We start from the raw sequence: 14,602 nt of genomic DNA, 5'->3' as shown, positions 1-14,602 counted from the left end.
TCGGCGGCTCGTCGTTCGGCTTCCAGCATGCCCGCGGCGGCTGAGAGTCCGCTTAGATCCGACGGCGATTTTCCTGTCAATCCGCCGGGTGTTCGAGCTGCGGGGTGCCGGGCAGCACGATCCGGACGAGGGCACCCCCACGCGACGAGATGTCGACCGCGATGGTGCCGCCGTGCTTCATCACCACCTGCCGCACGATCGCGAGGCCGAGGCCGGATCCGGGCATCGACCTCGACGCGGTGGAGCGGTAGAACCGCTCGAACACCAGCTCGCGGTCCTCCTCGGGGATGCCGGGCCCGGCGTCGTCGACGGTCAGCTCCATCAGGCCGGTGCCGAGCTGGCGCATCGACACCAGCACCTCGGCGTCGGCGGGACTCCACTTGGCAGCGTTGTCGAGGACGTTGAGCACCGCCCGGGAGAGCGCGGCGTGGTCGCCGTAGACGAACCACGGTTCCGTGTGCGCCGTGAAGTCGATGTCGGAGCGGCGGCGCCGGGCGCGTTCGAGGCTGCGCTCGACGACCTCCGAGATGTCGACGGGTTCGAACACCGTCTCGGGGGCGTCCTCGCGGGCGAGGTCGACGAGGTCGCCCACCAGGGTGGACAGCTCCTCGATCTGCGCCACCACGTCGGCGCGCAGCTCCGCCATGTCCTCCTCGGGCAGGTTCGGCGCGTCGGGCCGGCTCGCCGCGATGAGCAGCTCCATGTTCGTGCGCAGCGACGTCAGCGGGGTGCGCAGCTCGTGGCCGGCGTCGGCGACGAGCCGGCTCTGCCGCTCCCGCGACTCGGCGAGGGCGCGCAGCATCGTGTTGAAGCTCTCGGTGAGCCGGGCCAGCTCGTCGTGCCCGGTCACGCGGATCGGCCGCAGGTCGTCGGTGCGGGCGACCCGCTCGGCCGCCGCGGTGAGGCGCGCGACGGGGCGCAGACCGGTGCGTCCCACCGTCGCGCCGGCAGCGGCGGCGAGCACCACGCCGCACCCCCCGACGACGAACAGCACGCTCGCGAGCCGTTTGAGGATGTCCGCCGTCGGCTGCAGGCGCTGGGCGATGACGATGGTGCTGCCGTCGGGGATGCGCTGCGCGAGCACCCGCTGATGGCCGACGGTGCGCAGCGACGACTCCCGTTCGCCCTTCGCGACGGCGAGTTCGGCGCCGCCGATCGGGACGGACGACCCGGGCGGCACGTACTGCCCCAGGTTGGAGTAGATGAGCGCCACGCTGATGTCGGAGCTGTAGAGCTGGGCGCCACCGATGTAGCGGGGGTCGTAGGTGATCAGGGTGCTGCTCTCGACGAGCGCGGCAGCCCGCGCCCGCAACTGCTTGTCGACGTCGGCGTAGAGGGCGCGGGCCACCACCGCGTACGCCGCGATGGAGGTCACCGCGACGGCGATCGCCACCGCGCCGGCGGCCAGCAACGTGACACGCCGGCGCAGCGGCACCGACCGGGTCAGCAGCAGCGGGGGGCGCATGGGGCGCTTCGAATCCGGGTCGGCGCCGTCGAGCCGGGTCACGGCGGGGTTTCCCGCAGGACGTAGCCGACGCCGCGCACCGTGTGGATCAGGCGCGGCTCCCCGTCGGCCTCGGTCTTGCGGCGCAGGTAGCCCACGTACACCTCGAGGGCGTTGCCGGAGGTGGGGAAGTCGTAGCCCCACACCTCCTCGAGGATGCGGCTGCGGCTGAGGACCCGGCGGGGGTTCGCCATGAGCATTTCCATGAGCGCGAACTCGGTGCGGGTGAGGCTGATCGACCGGGTGCCGCGGGTCACCTCGCGGGTGGACGGGTTCAGCGTCAGGTCCGCGAAACGCAGCGTCTCCTCCGACTCGGTGGCCGGGTCGGGCGAGGCGCGGCGGAGCAGCGCGCGCAGCCGGGCGAGCAGTTCCTCGAGCGCGAACGGCTTGGGGAGGTAGTCGTCGGCGCCGGCGTCCAGGCCGGCGACGCGCTCGGAGACGGAGTCACGGGCGGTCAGGACGAGGATGGGCAGGTCGTCGCCGGTACTGCGGAGTCGGCGGCACACCTCGAGGCCGTCGACCCGCGGCATCATCACGTCGAGGACCATCGCGTCGGGCCGCTCGGCCGCGACCTGTTCGAGGGCGTCCTGCCCGTCCGTGGCGAGTTCGACGGTGTATCCGTTGAAGCTCAGTGATCGGCGCAGGGACTCCCGCACCGCCCGGTCGTCGTCGACCACCAGAATGCGCATGGCCTCCAGTGTGGACCCGACCGCTGAGAGGTGTCTGAGAGGGCGGCGGCGTGTCCGGCGAGGGGGACCCGCCCGGCGCCGCGGTTCCCCCTCGCGGGTCGTCACACCTCGTTCGGGTCGATCACCCCGAGCCGCACGGCCTTCACGAGCCGTCGCGGGACGTGGTGCGTGACACCGGCGACGGTGACCGGCACCAGGGCCGGGACCTGCGCGTGCCACTGCGAGCGGCGGCTGCGAGTGTTGGACCGGGACATCCGGCGCTTGGGTACTGCCATGGTGGTTCTCCTCGGGTGTCCGGGTGGGGGTCAGGGCCGGCGGCGCTTGCCGTACTTGCGTTCGAACTTCTCGACCCGGCCGGCGGCGTCGAGCACGCGGGCAGTTCCCGTCCAGAAGGGGTGGGATTCGCTGGTGACGTCCACGACGATCAGCGGGTAGGTGTTGCCGTCGGACCATTCGACCGTGCGGTCGGCGGTGACGGTGGAGCGGGTCAGGAACGCCGATCCGGTGTTGGCGTCCTGGAACACCACGGGGTGGTAGTCGGGGTGGATGCCGGGCTTCATGCTCGTCCTTCTCCTTCTGTCGGTGCGGTGCCGGCGGTGGGTGCCGGCAGGTCGTCGCACGGTTCTTCGTGGTACTCGCCGAACGGGTCGTCCCACGTCGGCCAGGCCGCCGGGTCGGCGAACTCCTCGTCGGTGAGCAGTGCCCACTCCAGGGCGCGGTGGATCTCGTCGGGGTCCGCGTCGTGGGTGAGGATCACCATCGAGGTGTCGCGGTCCCCGTGGGTGTCGTCCCAGCGCAGTGCCGCCATGGCCCGCCGTTCGCCGGAGACGCGTTGCTGTTGCTCGGGAGTCATCGCGGCGAGCCACGGCCCGGCGTGGGCGACGCGCAGGCCCTCACCGGCGGACTCGATCAGCAGCGCGTTGTCCGGTTGCGTCGCGACCCAGGCCCGGCCGCGGGCGCGGACCACGCCGTCGAGGAGGACATCGATCGCCTCGTGCAGGCGCTGCGGGTGGAAGGGCCGGCGGGCACCGAACTCGAGCAGCCGCACGCCGCAGTCCTCGCCGAGCGGTGGTTGACCGCGCAGCAGCGGAGAGTGCGCGTCGGACACCGTCCCGCGCCGCGCGCCGGGCGGGATCTGCCGGAGCAGGTGTTCGACGTCGACGTCCTCGCCCCACGCCAGGGGTGCGTCGGGCGCGAGCCGCGAGAGCACCGCGTGCAGCTTCGCCTGCTGCCAGCCGTCGGCTCCGGGCCGGACGACGAGGGCGTCGGCGAACTCGACCTGGCCGACGACGACCTGGGCGACGGTGCGGTCGTCGTCGAGTTCCTCGTCGCCGGTGGCGTCGGTGAGCCAGGTGGCGGCGTCGATGCAGGTGACGGTGGCCTCGATCCGCACGTCGTGGGCGGCGGGTCCGTCGATCTGCCCGACCACGCCGGAGACGACGACGTGCTCGACGGCCCAGCACAGCGCCTCGGGTTCGAGCCGCGGGTCGAGGAGCAGGACGATGCGGTCGACGTTGCTGCGGGCGTGCAGGCGCCGCAGCAGCGGGAGCAGATCCTCGCGGAGGGTGCAGGAGACGCAGCCGTGGGCCAGTTCGAGCACGTCGAGGCGGTCGTCGTGCACGGTGGTGAGGGTGCGGCGCACGACCCCCTCACCGACGTGGTCGAGGTCGTGGTGCACGACGACGGTTCCCGGACGCAGCAGGGCCCGCGCGGTGCGTTCGGTGGGTCCGCGCCGGCCCGAGACGACGATCAGCGGCGTTCTGGTGTCCACCGGAACCCCTTTCGGTAACGATTGTCATTAGCTCGAAGGGAGCGTACAGTTGCTCGGGCCATTTGTCGAAAACGATTGTCGTTACGCCCTCGGGGCGCCGACAGAAGGGAGCCCGCCGTGTCGGCGCACTGCCAGGTGACCGGACGCAAGCCCGGCTTCGGGAAATCCGTCTCCCATTCGCACGTCCGCAGCAATCGCCGCTGGGACCCGAACATCCAGCGCAAGACCTACTACCTGCCCTCCGAGGGACGCCGGGTCACCCTGACGCTCTCCGCCAAGGGCATCAAGACCATCGACCGCGACGGCATCGAAGCCGTCGTCGCCCGCCTCCGCGCCCGAGGAGAAAAGCTCTAGTGGCCCGCAACGAGATCCGACCCATCGTCAAGCTCCGCTCCACCGGCGGCACCGGGTACACCTACGTCACCCGCAAGAACCGGCGCAACGATCCCGACCGGCTGGTCCTGCGCAAATACGATCCCGTGCTGCGCCGCCACATCGACTTCCGCGAGGAAAAGTAGGCCATGGCCAAGAAATCGAAGATCGCCCGCAACGAGCAGCGCAAGCTCGTCGTCGCCCGCTACGCCGCACGTCGCGCGGAACTGAAGGAGATCGTGCGGCGCCCGTCGAGCACCGACGCGGAACGCCTCGCCGCCCGGACCGCCCTGCAGCGTCTGCCGCGCGACGCCAGTCCGGTACGATTGCGCAATCGAGACGCTGCGGATGGACGTCCGCGCGGCCACCTGCGGAAGTTCGGGCTCTCACGCGTGCGCGTGAGGGAACTCGCGCACCGCGGCGAGCTGCCCGGCGTCCACAAGTCGAGCTGGTGAGGAGCGAGTCATGGCAGTCAAGAGGGGCCCGTCGAAGAAGTCGCGTGCCGTGGAAGGCCGCAAGCCCAAGAAGAACCCGCTGTTCGCGGCGAAGATCGAGTACGTCGACTACAAGGACGTGAACCTGCTCCGCACGTTCATCTCCGATCGCGGCAAGATCCGCAGCCGTCGCGTGACCGGCCTGACCCCGCAGCAGCAGCGGCAGGTCGCCGTCGCGGTCAAGAACGCCCGCGAGATGGCGCTGCTGCCCTTCACCACCACCAGCAAGTAGAGCTCCACTCGCGACGAGGGTCGCGCGGGCACGTGCCCGCGCGGCCCTCGTCGTATCTGTGGACCGTCGAGTGTGCACAATTCGCGCTGGCTCACGGTGTGTCGTCCCGAGATGTGCACACTCGCGCGAGTTGTCCACAGGCCGTCGCGACCGCGGTTCCCTCCCGCACGGTCACCGGGCATCCTCGGCGATCATGGGGGAATTCGACGAACCGTTCCTGGGGACGCAGGCCGTACGGGCGGGCCTTCTCACGCCGCACCAACTTCGGCGATTCCGGCGCGTACACCGGGACGTGTACATCCACCGGGACGCGGCCGTCACACCGTACGGCCGCGCACGGGCCGCATGGCTCTGGGCGGGAGGCGACGGCGTGCTGGCCGGCTACTCGGCCGCTGCCCTGTTCGGCAGCCGATGGATCGACGCGACCGCGCCCGCCGAACTGATCCGACGCGGTAGCCGCCGGGGTACGGACGGGGTCGTCGTGCACGCCGAGACGATCCTCGACGACGAAGTGTGCACGCTGGCAGACATGCGGGTGACGTCTCCGGCCCGGACCGCGTTCGATCTCGGCCGTCGTCTCGTCCTGGATACCGCGGTCGAACAGCTCGACGCGCTGTGCCGTGCCACCCGCTTGGACCCTGCGCATGTCGCCGAACTGGCCGATCGGCACAGCGGCGCCCGCGGCGTGCGGCGGCTGAGGCAGGCGCTCCCACTGGTCGACCCCGGAGCCGAGTCGCTCCCGGAGACGCGGGTACGGCTGCTTCTCGTGCGTGGCGGCCTACCCCGCCCCAGCACCCAGGTCCCGGTCGCCGGCGTGGACGGACGCGTCCTCGGGTGGGCCGACCTGGGCTGGAAGCAATGGCGCACCCTCGTCGAGTACGACGGCATCCATCACTGGACGGACGAGCGACAGCGCACCAAGGACATCGAACGATACGAGGCATTTGCGGCGCTGGGCTGGTCCGTGGTCCGCGTCAACTCCGAACAACTGCGCCTGCGCCCTGGATCGGTCGTGGAGCGCGTGCGGATGCGGCTTCGAGCGGCAGGCGCTTCCGTCCGACCGCCGAGTGCGCACAATTCGCGCTGAGTCACGGCGTGTCGTCACGAGAAGTGCGCGCTCACGGGGCGACGGACGCGCGCAGGGCGGGCGCGGCGGGCCGACGCAGGGCGTCCGCGAGATCGTCCAGCCGGACCGGTTCGGCGACGAGTTCGTCCCACGGGTAGGTACCGGCCGTGCGGGTCAGGAACGCCACGGCACGACGGAGGTGGGCGGGCTCGTAGTTGTGGACTCCGGTGACGGTGAGCCACCCCCGCACGACGGCCTCGGGGTCGAGGGGCACCGAAGGGCCCGGCGTCACGGACCCGGCCAGCACGAGGCGGCCCCCGACGTCGAGCCGGCGCAGGCACTCCCCCACCGCCGCGACGGATCCCGAGAAGTCGAGCGCGACGTCGACGGGGCCGCCCTCGTCGCCGAGGGCCCCGAACCGCTCGGCCACCGCGATCCGTTCCGCATCCGGGTCGGCGCCGCGCACATCGGCACCGGCCGCCGCGCACAGCGCGATCGCGGTGACCCCGAGCAGGCCGGCGCCGCACACCAGCACCCGCCGTCCGGCGACGTCACCGGCCGCCTCGACAGCGGCGACCGCCGTCGCCGTCGCACATGCCGCCGGGGCCGCGACGACGTCCGGCACCGAGTCCGGCACCCGGACCACGCCCACCCCGGCCGGCAGCACGATGTGGTGGGCGTAGCCGCCCGACAACGCCCAGTCGCCGTCGAACGGTTCGTGCCCCACCTTGCGCACGGCCCGGCACTTGGCGGTCCGCCCGGACACGCACCTGTCGCACGCGCCGCACGAGGCCGTGACAGTCCACACGACGCGCGTGCCGACGACGGTCCCGGCACCGGGACCGGCCGCGACGACGTCACCGACGGCTTCGTGCCCCAGCACCGACGGCCGCGGCCCGGGCCGCCGTCCGGCGACGGTGTGCAGGTCGCTGCCGCACACGGTTGCGAGCCGGACACGCACCAGCAGTTCCCCGTCACCGAGCCGCGGGACGGGGACGTCGAGCACGTCGACGCCGTCGCCGGTCCACACGGCCGCGCGCGTCAGACCACCAGCGACCGGATCCATCCCGACATCCTTTCGATCAGGTAGACGACGGCGAACACGATGATCACGATCGCTCCGGCGAACTCGAAGTTCAGGGTGCGGATCGCCTCGAACAGCAGGAAGCCGACGCCGCCGGCGCCGACGATGCCGAGCACCGTCGAGGTGCGAATGTTGACGTCGAGCAGGTAGAGGCTCGAGCCGATGACGGACGGCACCGCCTGCGGAATCACCGCCGCGAACAACGTCTTCCACCAGCCCCCGCCGACGGCCCACACCGCCTCGACCGGCCCGGGATCGATCTCCTCGACGGCGTCCGCCACGAGTTTGCCGAGGAATCCCACGGATCCGAGAGCGAGTGCGCACGCCCCCGCGACGGGACCGAGGCCGATCGCGGCGACGAAGATCACCGCGAGGATCAGCTCGGGCACCGCGCGGACGAACAGGATCACCGAGCGAGCCGACCAGTACACAGCCGAGTTCGGGGACACGTTGCGGGCGGCGAGTATCCCGAACGGCAGGGAGAGCACGATCCCGGCGGCCGTGGCGACCGCACCGATCGCGAGGGTTTGCAGGACGGCGTCGAGCAGCCTGCCGCCGACGGCGGTGAAGTCCGGCGGGAGCAGCCGGGTGAACACCTCGAGTGACGGACCGATCCACGTGACCAGCGCACGCGGGTCGATACGCAGGCTGATCAGTGCACCGATCGTGGCGGCGGCGACCGTGCGGGAGAAGATGAGTCGCGCGGCTCTTTCCCGGCGCGGATCCGGAACGGAGGGTGCCAGCAGAACCCGCCGGACGACGACCGCGAGCACCTCCATCGCGGCGATGATCGCGAGGATCACGCACACGATGCCCAACGCCCGCGGATACACCAGTCCGCGCAGGGCGTCCTGGAGCGCGAACCCGATGCCGCCGGCACCGACGAAACCGAGCACGACGGAGGTGCGCAGGTTGATGTCGATGCGGTAGACGAAGGTACCCATCCAGGACGGAACCACCTGGGGCACCACGGCATTGAGCATCTCGCGGACATAGCCGGCACCCGTGCTGCGTACCGCCTCCCGTGGTCCGGGATCGGTCTGCTCGACGGCGTCGGCGAACAGCTTGCCGAGCATGCCGATGGAATGCAGCGCGAGCGCGAGCACGCCGGGCAGGACACCGATGCCGAGGGCGCGGACGAACAGCACCGCGAACAGCAGGTCCGGCACCGCCCGGCAGAAGGTGATCACCGCGCGCGCCACCGTGTACACGGCGGGGTGCGGGGTGGTGTTGCGGGCGGCCAGGAAGGCCAGCGGCACCGACGCGACGGTCGCGAGCACCGTCCCGAGCACCGCCATCAGCAGCGTGTCGAGGGCGAGTTTCCAGATCCGGCCCGGATCGTCGAGGGTGGGTGGAAACATGCGGCCGAGCAGGCCGGCGACGTCGTCGAGCCCGTCGAGCAGTGCCGCGGGGGCGAAGTCGATGTAGCGGGCGGAGACCAGGACGACGAGGAGCGCGACAGCCGCGCACGTTCCCAGCAGACGCCGGCGGCGGACGGCCGACCGCGGCAGGCGCCGCCCGACACGGTCGGGCGGCGACGGCGCGAGGGCGGTGCTCACGACGGTCCCGTCGGCGCCGAGGCCGGCCGGGCGGCCGGGTCGACCCGCCGGTAGATGTCCATGGCCTCACCCCTGCTCAGCTCCACGGCCGGCCGGTCGAGCACCTTCCGTCCGCCGCGCAGGCCGACGATCCGGTGGGCCCAGCCCAGCGCGAGGTCCACCTGGTGCAGGGTGCACACGACGGTGAGCTTGTCCTCCATGCACACACGGAAGAGCAGGTCCATCACCACCCCGGCGTTCTCGGGGTCGAGGGACGCGACCGGTTCGTCGGCGAGCAGGACGGTGGGACGCTGCATCAGCGTCCGCGCGATCGCGACCCGTTGCTGCTGCCCACCGGAGAGGGTGTCGGCGCGACGATCCGCGAGGTCGGCCAGCCCCACGCGGTCGAGGTGGTCGAGGGCCTCGGTGCGCATCCGCTTCGGGTACGTCGCGGCGCCGTAGCGGGGCAGGCGCAGGCGCCCGAGCCCGCCGACGAGGACGTTCTCGAGGCAGCTGAGCCGGCCGACGAGGTTGAAGTGCTGGAAGACGAACCCGACCTCCCGCCGCAGCATGCGCAGCTCGGCGCGGGACGCCAGATCGACGCGGGTGCCGGCCACCTCCACGGCCCCTTCGGTGACGCTGTGCAGACCGTTGAGGCAGCGCAGCAGCGTCGACTTGCCGGAGCCGGACAGGCCCAGCAGCACGACGAGTTCGCTGCGATGCACCTCGAGGTCGACACCGTCGAGAGCCACGGTGTGGCCGAACTTCTTCGTGACGCGACGGGCGGAGACGACGACATCATCGCCCGCCACGGTGAGGTCTTCGTCACCCGCGACGGTGAGGTCTTCGTCGCCCGCGACGGTGTGATCGCTGTTCAACTCAGCCCTTGCACTTGTCGGACTCGGTCAGGGCACACACCTCGCGCACGCCCTCGTAGTCGGCGTCGGTCGCGGCGACGACGCCCCACGCCCGTTCGTCGGTGATGCGGCACTCGCCGTCGCACAGTCCCGCGGCGCGCATGTGATCGGCATTGGCCTTGTCGACGAAGATCGTGCGGAGCCGGTCGACGGTGTCGGCACCGAGCGAGTTGCTCGCCACGAACAGCGAGCCGGCGATCGTCTCGGACTCCCAGACCTTCTTCAGTTCGCCTTCCTTCAGGTCGCCGCTGGCGATCATGGTCTCGTCGACCATGGTGTCGAAGGCGAATCCGGCATCGCAGTCGCCGGCAGCGATCGCGAGGGCCGAGGCGTCGTGGCCGCCCGCGTAGATCGGGTTCACACCGGCGGCGACGGCCTGCTCGGTGCCGGATTCGACGACGCCGGCCTCGATGAGTCCCGCGGAGGGGTAGAGGAATCCGGACGTGGATCCCGGGTCCACGAAGCACACGTCCTTGCCGGCGAAGTCGTCGATGCCGTCGATCTCGGTGTTGTCGGAGCGGGTGAGGCCGTAGGACCGGTAACCCGGCTCGCCGCCGGCGGCCTGGACGACGGCGCCGAGCGGGCTGACATCGGCGCCGTTGACGCCGGCCACGACGTAGGCGAACGGGCCGAAGAAGGCGAGGTCGACGTTGTCGGCGATGATGCCCTCGACCACGCCGGCGTAGTCGGAGGCCTGCACGAACTCGACCTCGGCGTCGGTCTCGCGCTCGAGGAGCGCGATGAGCGGGTCGTAACCGGCCTGCAGGTCCGCCGAGTTCTCGGCGGGAATCGCGGCCAGGGTGAGCTTCTCGGGGAAGCCCTGGGCGTTGACGGCGTCGGGATCGGAGCCGCCGCAGGCGGTGAGGGCGAGAGCGAGGCCGGTCGCGAGCGCGGTCGCGGCGACCGTTCGGCTGGAGCAGTGCATGTCGGGAAGTCCTCGGGGTCGGGGTGTCTGTCAGGACTGCAGGAGCAGATCGGGCAGGTCGGCGACGGAATCGACGATGTGGGTGGCCCCGGCGTCGCGCAGCGCCTGTTCGTCGTGGGCGCCGGTGCGGGTGCCGGCGACGACGGAGGCACCGGCGCGGCGGCCGGAGAGCATGTCGCCCACGGTGTCGCCGACCACGGCGACCTCGCGAACGTCGTCGATCTCGGCGCGCAGCAGCGCGGTGAGCACCAGGTCGGGGTACGGCCGGCCGCGAACGGCGTCGGACGGCGCGAGGGTGAGATCGGCGAGGTCCTCCCAGCCGAGGGCGGCGAGCAGCCGGTCCTGGGTGGTGCGGCTGAAGCCGGTGGTGAGGGCCACGGCGAGGCCGGCGTCGCGCAACCGGGTGATCGCCTCGGCGGCCCCGGGGATCGGCTCGACCTCGCCGGCGTCGACGAATTCGTCGTAGGCCCGCTCGAAGGCGGCGTTCGCGGCGCGGGCCCGTTCCTCGGAGCCGAACAGGGACCGGAAGACGACGATCTTGGACCGGCCCATCGTGTCGAGGACGTAGCTCCGGGCGGCGTCGCGTTCGGGCCCGTCGGCGGGCAGTCCGACGCTGGTGGCGGCCGCGTCGAAGGCGCGGAGGACGAGGCCGCCGTCGGCGACGGTGGTGCCGGCCATGTCGAGCACGGCCAGTCGGATGACAGTCATTGCTACTCCGGAATCGTTGCGGGAGAGGATGTTCAGAGCTCGAGGAGATCGGCGGTCCGCTCGCCGAGGTAGGGGCCGAGGGTCATGCCGCGGCCGCCCGGCCCGGCGATGATCCAGATGTCGTCGTCGACGCGGGCACGGTGGACGAGTTCGGTGGGATCGAGGCACTGGCTGTAGACCCCGGCCCAGCGCCGCATCACCGGCGGGAGCCGGCGTCCGAGCAGGTCCTCCGCGACGGTGACGAGGTGCTCGTACGGGGCCTCGTCGACGTCGAAGGCGAACGGTTCGTCGTACTCGTGGGTGTCGCCGAGAGTGAGCCCGCCGTCCAGGCGCTGCACGCACAGCAGCTGCATGCGGTGCCGCTCGGCGGTGAGCGCCTGCGGTTCGCGCGCCTTCAGCTCCTCCAGCGCGGCCCCGGCGAATCCCGGGTAGTAGCGCAGGCTGTCGCCGTCGGCGACGGACGTGGTGAGCTTCTCCCCCAGCGGCGCGGTCTGCATCATCTGCAATCGCACGCGGCGCAGGGGCAGGTCGCCGCCGAGTTCGCGGGCGAGACCGGACAGGGTCGCTCCGGGGCACACGAGCACGAGGTCGGCCTCGTGGACGGTGCCGTGGTCGTCGCGCACCTGCACGGTGCCGTGGGCGGTGCGGGTCACGGTGCGCGCCTCGGTCTCCGGCCGGAATCGATACCGCCCGGAGGTGGCGAGGTGCCACCGGATCGCGGGCAGGGCGACGCGGGATTCGACGGCGGCGTCGGTGCTGCAGTGCAGACCGGCGACGAACTTGCCGCGCAGGGCGGGATTGAGCCGCCGGACCGCCTCGGGCTCGAGCAGGGTGAAGCCCCGGTCACGCGCGTCGGCGCGGTCCGCGGCCTCCCGGGCGACGGCCACCTCGGCGTCGGTGCGAAGAAGGGTGATCGATCCGTTCGCCCGGAAACCGATGCCGGGGACGCGGGCGCCGAGGTCGGCCCACAACTCGCGGGAGCGCAGGGTGGCAGCCAGTTCGCCCTCGGTACGCCCGGAGACCCACACGAGGCCGAAGTTGCGGACGGTGGCGCCCCGGGCCTCCGGTTCGCGTTCGAGGTGAACGACGTCGTGTCCGCGGCGGACGGCGGCGTCGGCGTGGGCGGTGCCCAGAATGCCGCCGCCGATGATCAGGATTCGCATGGCCCCGAGCCTGAGCGATGGTCTAGACCAATGAGGGGACGGCAGGCGAACGCGCGGTGAACAATTGGTATAGACCAAAATCCGGTACGCTTCGAGCGTGACAGCAACCGCTCGCGAGGCCCGGGTCCCCAAGCACCAGATCGTGCGGCATCAGGTCGACGCCCTGCTCGACGAGCTCTCCGTCGGCGACCCGGTGCCTTCCGAGCGCGACCTCGCCACCCGGTTCGACGTGGCCCGGGAGACCGTGCGCCAGGCGCTGCGCGAACTCCTCGTCGACGGCCGCATCGAACGCCGCGGCCGGGGCACCGTCGTCGCGAAGCCCAAGATCCTGCAACCGCTGATCATCGGCTCCTACACCGAAGCCGCCCTCGCGGAGGGCCGCAGCGCGGGACGCATTCTCGTCGGCTGGACCGACCTCGCCGCCGACCCCGACCTCGCCGAGGTACTCGCGATCGCCGTCGGCGACCCCGTCCTCGAACTCGAACGCGTCCTGCTCACCGACGGCGTCCGCGTCGGACTCGAACGGACGCGCCTGCCCGCCGATCGCTATCCGGGACTCGTCGACAGCTTCGACTCCACGTCGTCGCTGTACGCGGCGATCCGCGCGCGCGGGATCACCTTCGCGCGCGCGGTCGAGTACATCGAGACCACCCTGCCCGACGCCCGCGAGGCGGCACTCCTCGACGCCGACATCCGCACGCCCATGCTCCTGCTCAACCGCGTTTCCTACGATCAGCACGACGCGCCGATCGAGCAGCGGCGGTCGCTCTACCGCGGGGACCGGATGACGTTCGTCGCCACGGTGACGCCCTGAGTCCGCCCCGGAGCACGGCGGCGAGGTGCGCCGGTCCCGGGCCCGGAGCCCCTCAGGAACCGTCGTCGCCGCACACGCCGAGATGCTGCAGGACCAGTTCCTGCCGTCGCACCAGCCGCTCAGAGATCGTCCAGTCGGCGTGCTGGTAGCGCGGATGCTGAGCCAGCGCGATGACGTTGGCCGGAGGGTAAACAATCGGGTCGGTCGGCATTTTTTCAGCATCGCAGACTTTCGCCCGCGATGCCCCGCCGGGCTCCCAACCGCATCGTTCCTGCTGCCCGGCACGCCCGGTGAGCCGCGGTGCCGTTACCGCCGGTAAGGTTCTCGGCCTGGCGTGCAGCGCCTGAGTGTCGGGTGGTGACGAAGGGTTGTGACGGTCGGTGTCGGGCGTGATCGCGGGATTCAGCGTCATCTTCGTGATCATCGCGATCGGATTCGCGCTCGGCCGCACCGGCACGCTCGGACCCGAGGGCCAGTTCGTGCTCAGCCGGATGGTGTTCTTCGTCGCCACCCCCGCGCTGCTGTTCGACTCGCTGGCCACCTCCGACCTGTCGGTGATCTTCTCCCCCACCCTGTACGTCGCCGCGGCCACGGCGTTCGCCGTCGCCGCGCTCTACCTCGTCGTCGCGAAGCTGTGGCTGCGCCGGCCCCTGCCGGAACTGACGATCGGCGCGCTCGCCGCCTCCTACGTCAACTCCGCCAACCTCGGCATCCCGATCGCGGTGTTCGTCCTCGGCGACGCCTCCTTCGTCGCGCCGCTGCTGCTGTTCCAGATCGTGCTGTTCTCCCCCATCGCGTTGACGATGCTGGACCTGTCCACGATGCGCGCCGGGGCGTCCCGGATGGAGACGATCACCGCCCCGTTCAAGAACCCCATCGTGCTGGCCGGTGCGGCCGGGCTCACCGTCGCCGTCGCCGGCTGGACGCTGCCCACCGCGCTGATGCAGCCGTTCCACCTCCTCGGGGGCGCCTCGGTGCCGGGTGCCCTGCTCGCGTTCGGCCTGTCGCTCCAGGGCGTGCGGGTGCTCGAAAAGGGCACGAGCCCACGCCGCGACGTCGCGCTCGCCTCGGTACTCAAGATCGTGGTGCAGCCCGTCCTCGCCTACGTCATGGCCCGCCACCTGATGGGCCTCGACGGGCACGAGCTCTTCGCGATCGTCGTGGTGGCGACGCTGCCGACAGCACAGAACGTGTTCGTCTACGCCAGCCGCTACGGCCGCGGCATGGTGCTCGCCCGCGACGCCGCGCTGGTCACCACGCTCGCCTCGATACCCGCGATCGGCGTCGTCGCCGCGCTGCTGGCATGACGGGCACGGCTAGGTTGA

The 14,602-nt window shown here is 71.5% G+C and carries 19 protein-coding genes; 7 read left to right on the top strand and 12 right to left on the bottom strand.

Annotation, left to right across the window (positions count from 1 at the left end; all coding sequences use genetic code 11):
- Nucleotides 1–76: 76 nt before the first annotated feature.
- From KZJ41_RS07530 to mrf, 5 genes are all read right to left on the bottom strand, one after another.
- On the bottom strand, nt 77–1,465 hold the full coding sequence (locus KZJ41_RS07530; RefSeq protein WP_202916546.1) for a HAMP domain-containing sensor histidine kinase: 1,389 nt from the start codon (nt 1,463–1,465) through the stop codon (nt 77–79).
- A gap of 38 nt (nt 1,466–1,503) precedes the next feature.
- Nucleotides 1,504–2,193: a response regulator transcription factor gene (locus KZJ41_RS07525; protein ID WP_006944976.1), complete on the bottom strand. Its 690-nt coding sequence runs from the start codon at nt 2,191–2,193 to the stop codon at nt 1,504–1,506.
- A 101-nt stretch (nt 2,194–2,294) separates the two neighbouring features.
- A complete protein-coding gene (gene rpmF, locus KZJ41_RS07520; protein WP_006944977.1) occupies nt 2,295–2,468 on the bottom strand; it encodes a 50S ribosomal protein L32 in 174 nt (57 codons plus the stop codon).
- Nucleotides 2,469–2,498: 30 nt separating this feature from the next.
- Nucleotides 2,499–2,753, bottom strand: coding sequence for a type B 50S ribosomal protein L31 (locus KZJ41_RS07515; RefSeq protein ID WP_006944978.1), 255 nt, complete (start codon nt 2,751–2,753; stop codon nt 2,499–2,501).
- Complete coding sequence (mrf, locus tag KZJ41_RS07510) at nt 2,750–3,964, bottom strand: ribosome hibernation factor-recruiting GTPase MRF (protein ID WP_231771899.1); 1,215 nt, start codon at nt 3,962–3,964, stop codon at nt 2,750–2,752. The genes KZJ41_RS07515 and mrf overlap by 4 nt, the downstream gene beginning before the upstream one ends.
- Before the next feature lie 117 nt (nt 3,965–4,081).
- Between mrf and rpmB the strand changes: the two genes are divergently transcribed.
- The 5 genes from rpmB (at nt 4,082) to KZJ41_RS07485 (ending at nt 6,149) form a co-directional block, all read left to right on the top strand.
- Nucleotides 4,082–4,318, top strand: coding sequence for a 50S ribosomal protein L28 (gene rpmB / locus KZJ41_RS07505; protein WP_006944981.1), 237 nt, complete (start codon nt 4,082–4,084; stop codon nt 4,316–4,318).
- The gene (rpmG, locus tag KZJ41_RS07500) at nt 4,318–4,482 is read left to right on the top strand and encodes a 50S ribosomal protein L33 (protein WP_003937781.1); all 165 of its coding nucleotides are present in this window, start codon (nt 4,318–4,320) and stop codon (nt 4,480–4,482) included. Before rpmB ends, rpmG begins: the two co-directional genes overlap by 1 nt.
- Nucleotides 4,483–4,485: 3 nt before the next feature.
- Complete coding sequence (rpsN, locus tag KZJ41_RS07495; RefSeq protein WP_006944984.1) at nt 4,486–4,791, top strand: 30S ribosomal protein S14; 306 nt, start codon at nt 4,486–4,488, stop codon at nt 4,789–4,791.
- Between the two features lie 10 nt (nt 4,792–4,801).
- Nucleotides 4,802–5,062, top strand: coding sequence for a 30S ribosomal protein S18 (gene rpsR / locus KZJ41_RS07490; protein WP_006944985.1), 261 nt, complete (start codon nt 4,802–4,804; stop codon nt 5,060–5,062).
- A 193-nt stretch (nt 5,063–5,255) separates the two neighbouring features.
- Complete coding sequence (locus KZJ41_RS07485; RefSeq protein ID WP_006944986.1) at nt 5,256–6,149, top strand: DUF559 domain-containing protein; 894 nt, start codon at nt 5,256–5,258, stop codon at nt 6,147–6,149.
- A 31-nt stretch (nt 6,150–6,180) separates the two neighbouring features.
- Here KZJ41_RS07485 and KZJ41_RS07480 read toward each other — a convergent pair whose 3' ends face one another.
- The 6 genes from KZJ41_RS07480 to KZJ41_RS07455 all read right to left on the bottom strand — a co-directional run bounded on the left by KZJ41_RS07480 (nt 6,181) and on the right by KZJ41_RS07455 (nt 12,463).
- Nucleotides 6,181–7,194, bottom strand: coding sequence for an alcohol dehydrogenase catalytic domain-containing protein (locus KZJ41_RS07480; protein ID WP_006944987.1), 1,014 nt, complete (start codon nt 7,192–7,194; stop codon nt 6,181–6,183).
- Nucleotides 7,170–8,771 carry a phosphonate ABC transporter, permease protein PhnE gene (gene phnE, locus KZJ41_RS07475; RefSeq protein ID WP_231771900.1) on the bottom strand — a complete coding sequence of 534 codons (1,602 nt, stop codon included), beginning with the start codon at nt 8,769–8,771 and terminating at the stop codon, nt 7,170–7,172. Before phnE ends, KZJ41_RS07480 begins: the two co-directional genes overlap by 25 nt.
- The gene (gene phnC, locus KZJ41_RS07470) at nt 8,768–9,562 is read right to left on the bottom strand and encodes a phosphonate ABC transporter ATP-binding protein (RefSeq protein ID WP_231772931.1); all 795 of its coding nucleotides are present in this window, start codon (nt 9,560–9,562) and stop codon (nt 8,768–8,770) included. Before phnC ends, phnE begins: the two co-directional genes overlap by 4 nt.
- Nucleotides 9,563–9,629: 67 nt before the next feature.
- The gene (locus tag KZJ41_RS07465; RefSeq protein WP_065922896.1) at nt 9,630–10,592 is read right to left on the bottom strand and encodes a phosphate/phosphite/phosphonate ABC transporter substrate-binding protein; all 963 of its coding nucleotides are present in this window, start codon (nt 10,590–10,592) and stop codon (nt 9,630–9,632) included.
- 30 nt (nt 10,593–10,622) lie between these two features.
- On the bottom strand, nt 10,623–11,300 hold the full coding sequence (locus KZJ41_RS07460; protein WP_231771901.1) for a phosphonatase-like hydrolase: 678 nt from the start codon (nt 11,298–11,300) through the stop codon (nt 10,623–10,625).
- 32 nt (nt 11,301–11,332) lie between these two features.
- Nucleotides 11,333–12,463 (bottom strand): TIGR03364 family FAD-dependent oxidoreductase, encoded by a 1,131-nt coding sequence (locus KZJ41_RS07455; protein ID WP_006944999.1) that lies wholly within the window; start codon nt 12,461–12,463, stop codon nt 11,333–11,335.
- Nucleotides 12,464–12,560: 97 nt separating this feature from the next.
- Here KZJ41_RS07455 and KZJ41_RS07450 point away from each other — a divergent pair, with 97 nt between their 5' ends.
- On the top strand, nt 12,561–13,277 hold the full coding sequence (locus tag KZJ41_RS07450; protein WP_006945000.1) for a GntR family transcriptional regulator: 717 nt from the start codon (nt 12,561–12,563) through the stop codon (nt 13,275–13,277).
- Nucleotides 13,278–13,329: 52 nt separating this feature from the next.
- Here the strand turns inward: KZJ41_RS07450 and KZJ41_RS07445 are convergent, their stop codons facing one another.
- Nucleotides 13,330–13,689 carry a hypothetical protein gene (locus tag KZJ41_RS07445; RefSeq protein ID WP_144415003.1) on the bottom strand — a complete coding sequence of 120 codons (360 nt, stop codon included), beginning with the start codon at nt 13,687–13,689 and terminating at the stop codon, nt 13,330–13,332.
- On the opposite strand from KZJ41_RS07445, the gene KZJ41_RS07440 reads away from it, so the two are divergent.
- Nucleotides 13,658–14,584: an AEC family transporter gene (locus tag KZJ41_RS07440; protein ID WP_006945002.1), complete on the top strand. Its 927-nt coding sequence runs from the start codon at nt 13,658–13,660 to the stop codon at nt 14,582–14,584. The two genes, KZJ41_RS07445 and KZJ41_RS07440, sit on opposite strands and share 32 nt — an antisense overlap.
- Nucleotides 14,585–14,602: the final 18 nt, after the last annotated feature.

The sequence above is a fragment of the Rhodococcus sp. 11-3 genome, assembly GCF_023704055.1.
GTDB classification, from domain to species: domain Bacteria; phylum Actinomycetota; class Actinomycetes; order Mycobacteriales; family Mycobacteriaceae; genus Rhodococcus; species Rhodococcus aetherivorans.
Note: the sequence above shows the minus strand (reverse complement) of the source record. Positions and strands in the feature narration are given on the sequence as shown.

Bases quoted from the DNA above. Each gene is read 5' to 3' on its own strand.
- KZJ41_RS07530 (WP_202916546.1), bottom strand. From the start codon at position 1,465: ATGCGCCCCCCGCTGCTGCTGACCCGGTCGGTGCCGCTGCGCCGGCGT.
- KZJ41_RS07525 (WP_006944976.1), bottom strand. From the start codon at position 2,193: ATGCGCATTCTGGTGGTCGACGACGACCGGGCGGTGCGGGAGTCCCTG.
- rpmF (WP_006944977.1), bottom strand. From the start codon at position 2,468: ATGGCAGTACCCAAGCGCCGGATGTCCCGGTCCAACACTCGCAGCCGC.
- KZJ41_RS07515 (WP_006944978.1), bottom strand. From the start codon at position 2,753: ATGAAGCCCGGCATCCACCCCGACTACCACCCCGTGGTGTTCCAGGAC.
- rpsN (WP_006944984.1), top strand. From the start codon at position 4,486: ATGGCCAAGAAATCGAAGATCGCCCGCAACGAGCAGCGCAAGCTCGTC.
- rpsR (WP_006944985.1), top strand. From the start codon at position 4,802: ATGGCAGTCAAGAGGGGCCCGTCGAAGAAGTCGCGTGCCGTGGAAGGC.
- KZJ41_RS07485 (WP_006944986.1), top strand. From the start codon at position 5,256: ATGGGGGAATTCGACGAACCGTTCCTGGGGACGCAGGCCGTACGGGCG.
- KZJ41_RS07480 (WP_006944987.1), bottom strand. From the start codon at position 7,194: ATGGATCCGGTCGCTGGTGGTCTGACGCGCGCGGCCGTGTGGACCGGC.
- KZJ41_RS07465 (WP_065922896.1), bottom strand. From the start codon at position 10,592: ATGCACTGCTCCAGCCGAACGGTCGCCGCGACCGCGCTCGCGACCGGC.
- KZJ41_RS07460 (WP_231771901.1), bottom strand. From the start codon at position 11,300: ATGACTGTCATCCGACTGGCCGTGCTCGACATGGCCGGCACCACCGTC.
- KZJ41_RS07455 (WP_006944999.1), bottom strand. From the start codon at position 12,463: ATGCGAATCCTGATCATCGGCGGCGGCATTCTGGGCACCGCCCACGCC.
- KZJ41_RS07445 (WP_144415003.1), bottom strand. From the start codon at position 13,689: ATGACGCTGAATCCCGCGATCACGCCCGACACCGACCGTCACAACCCT.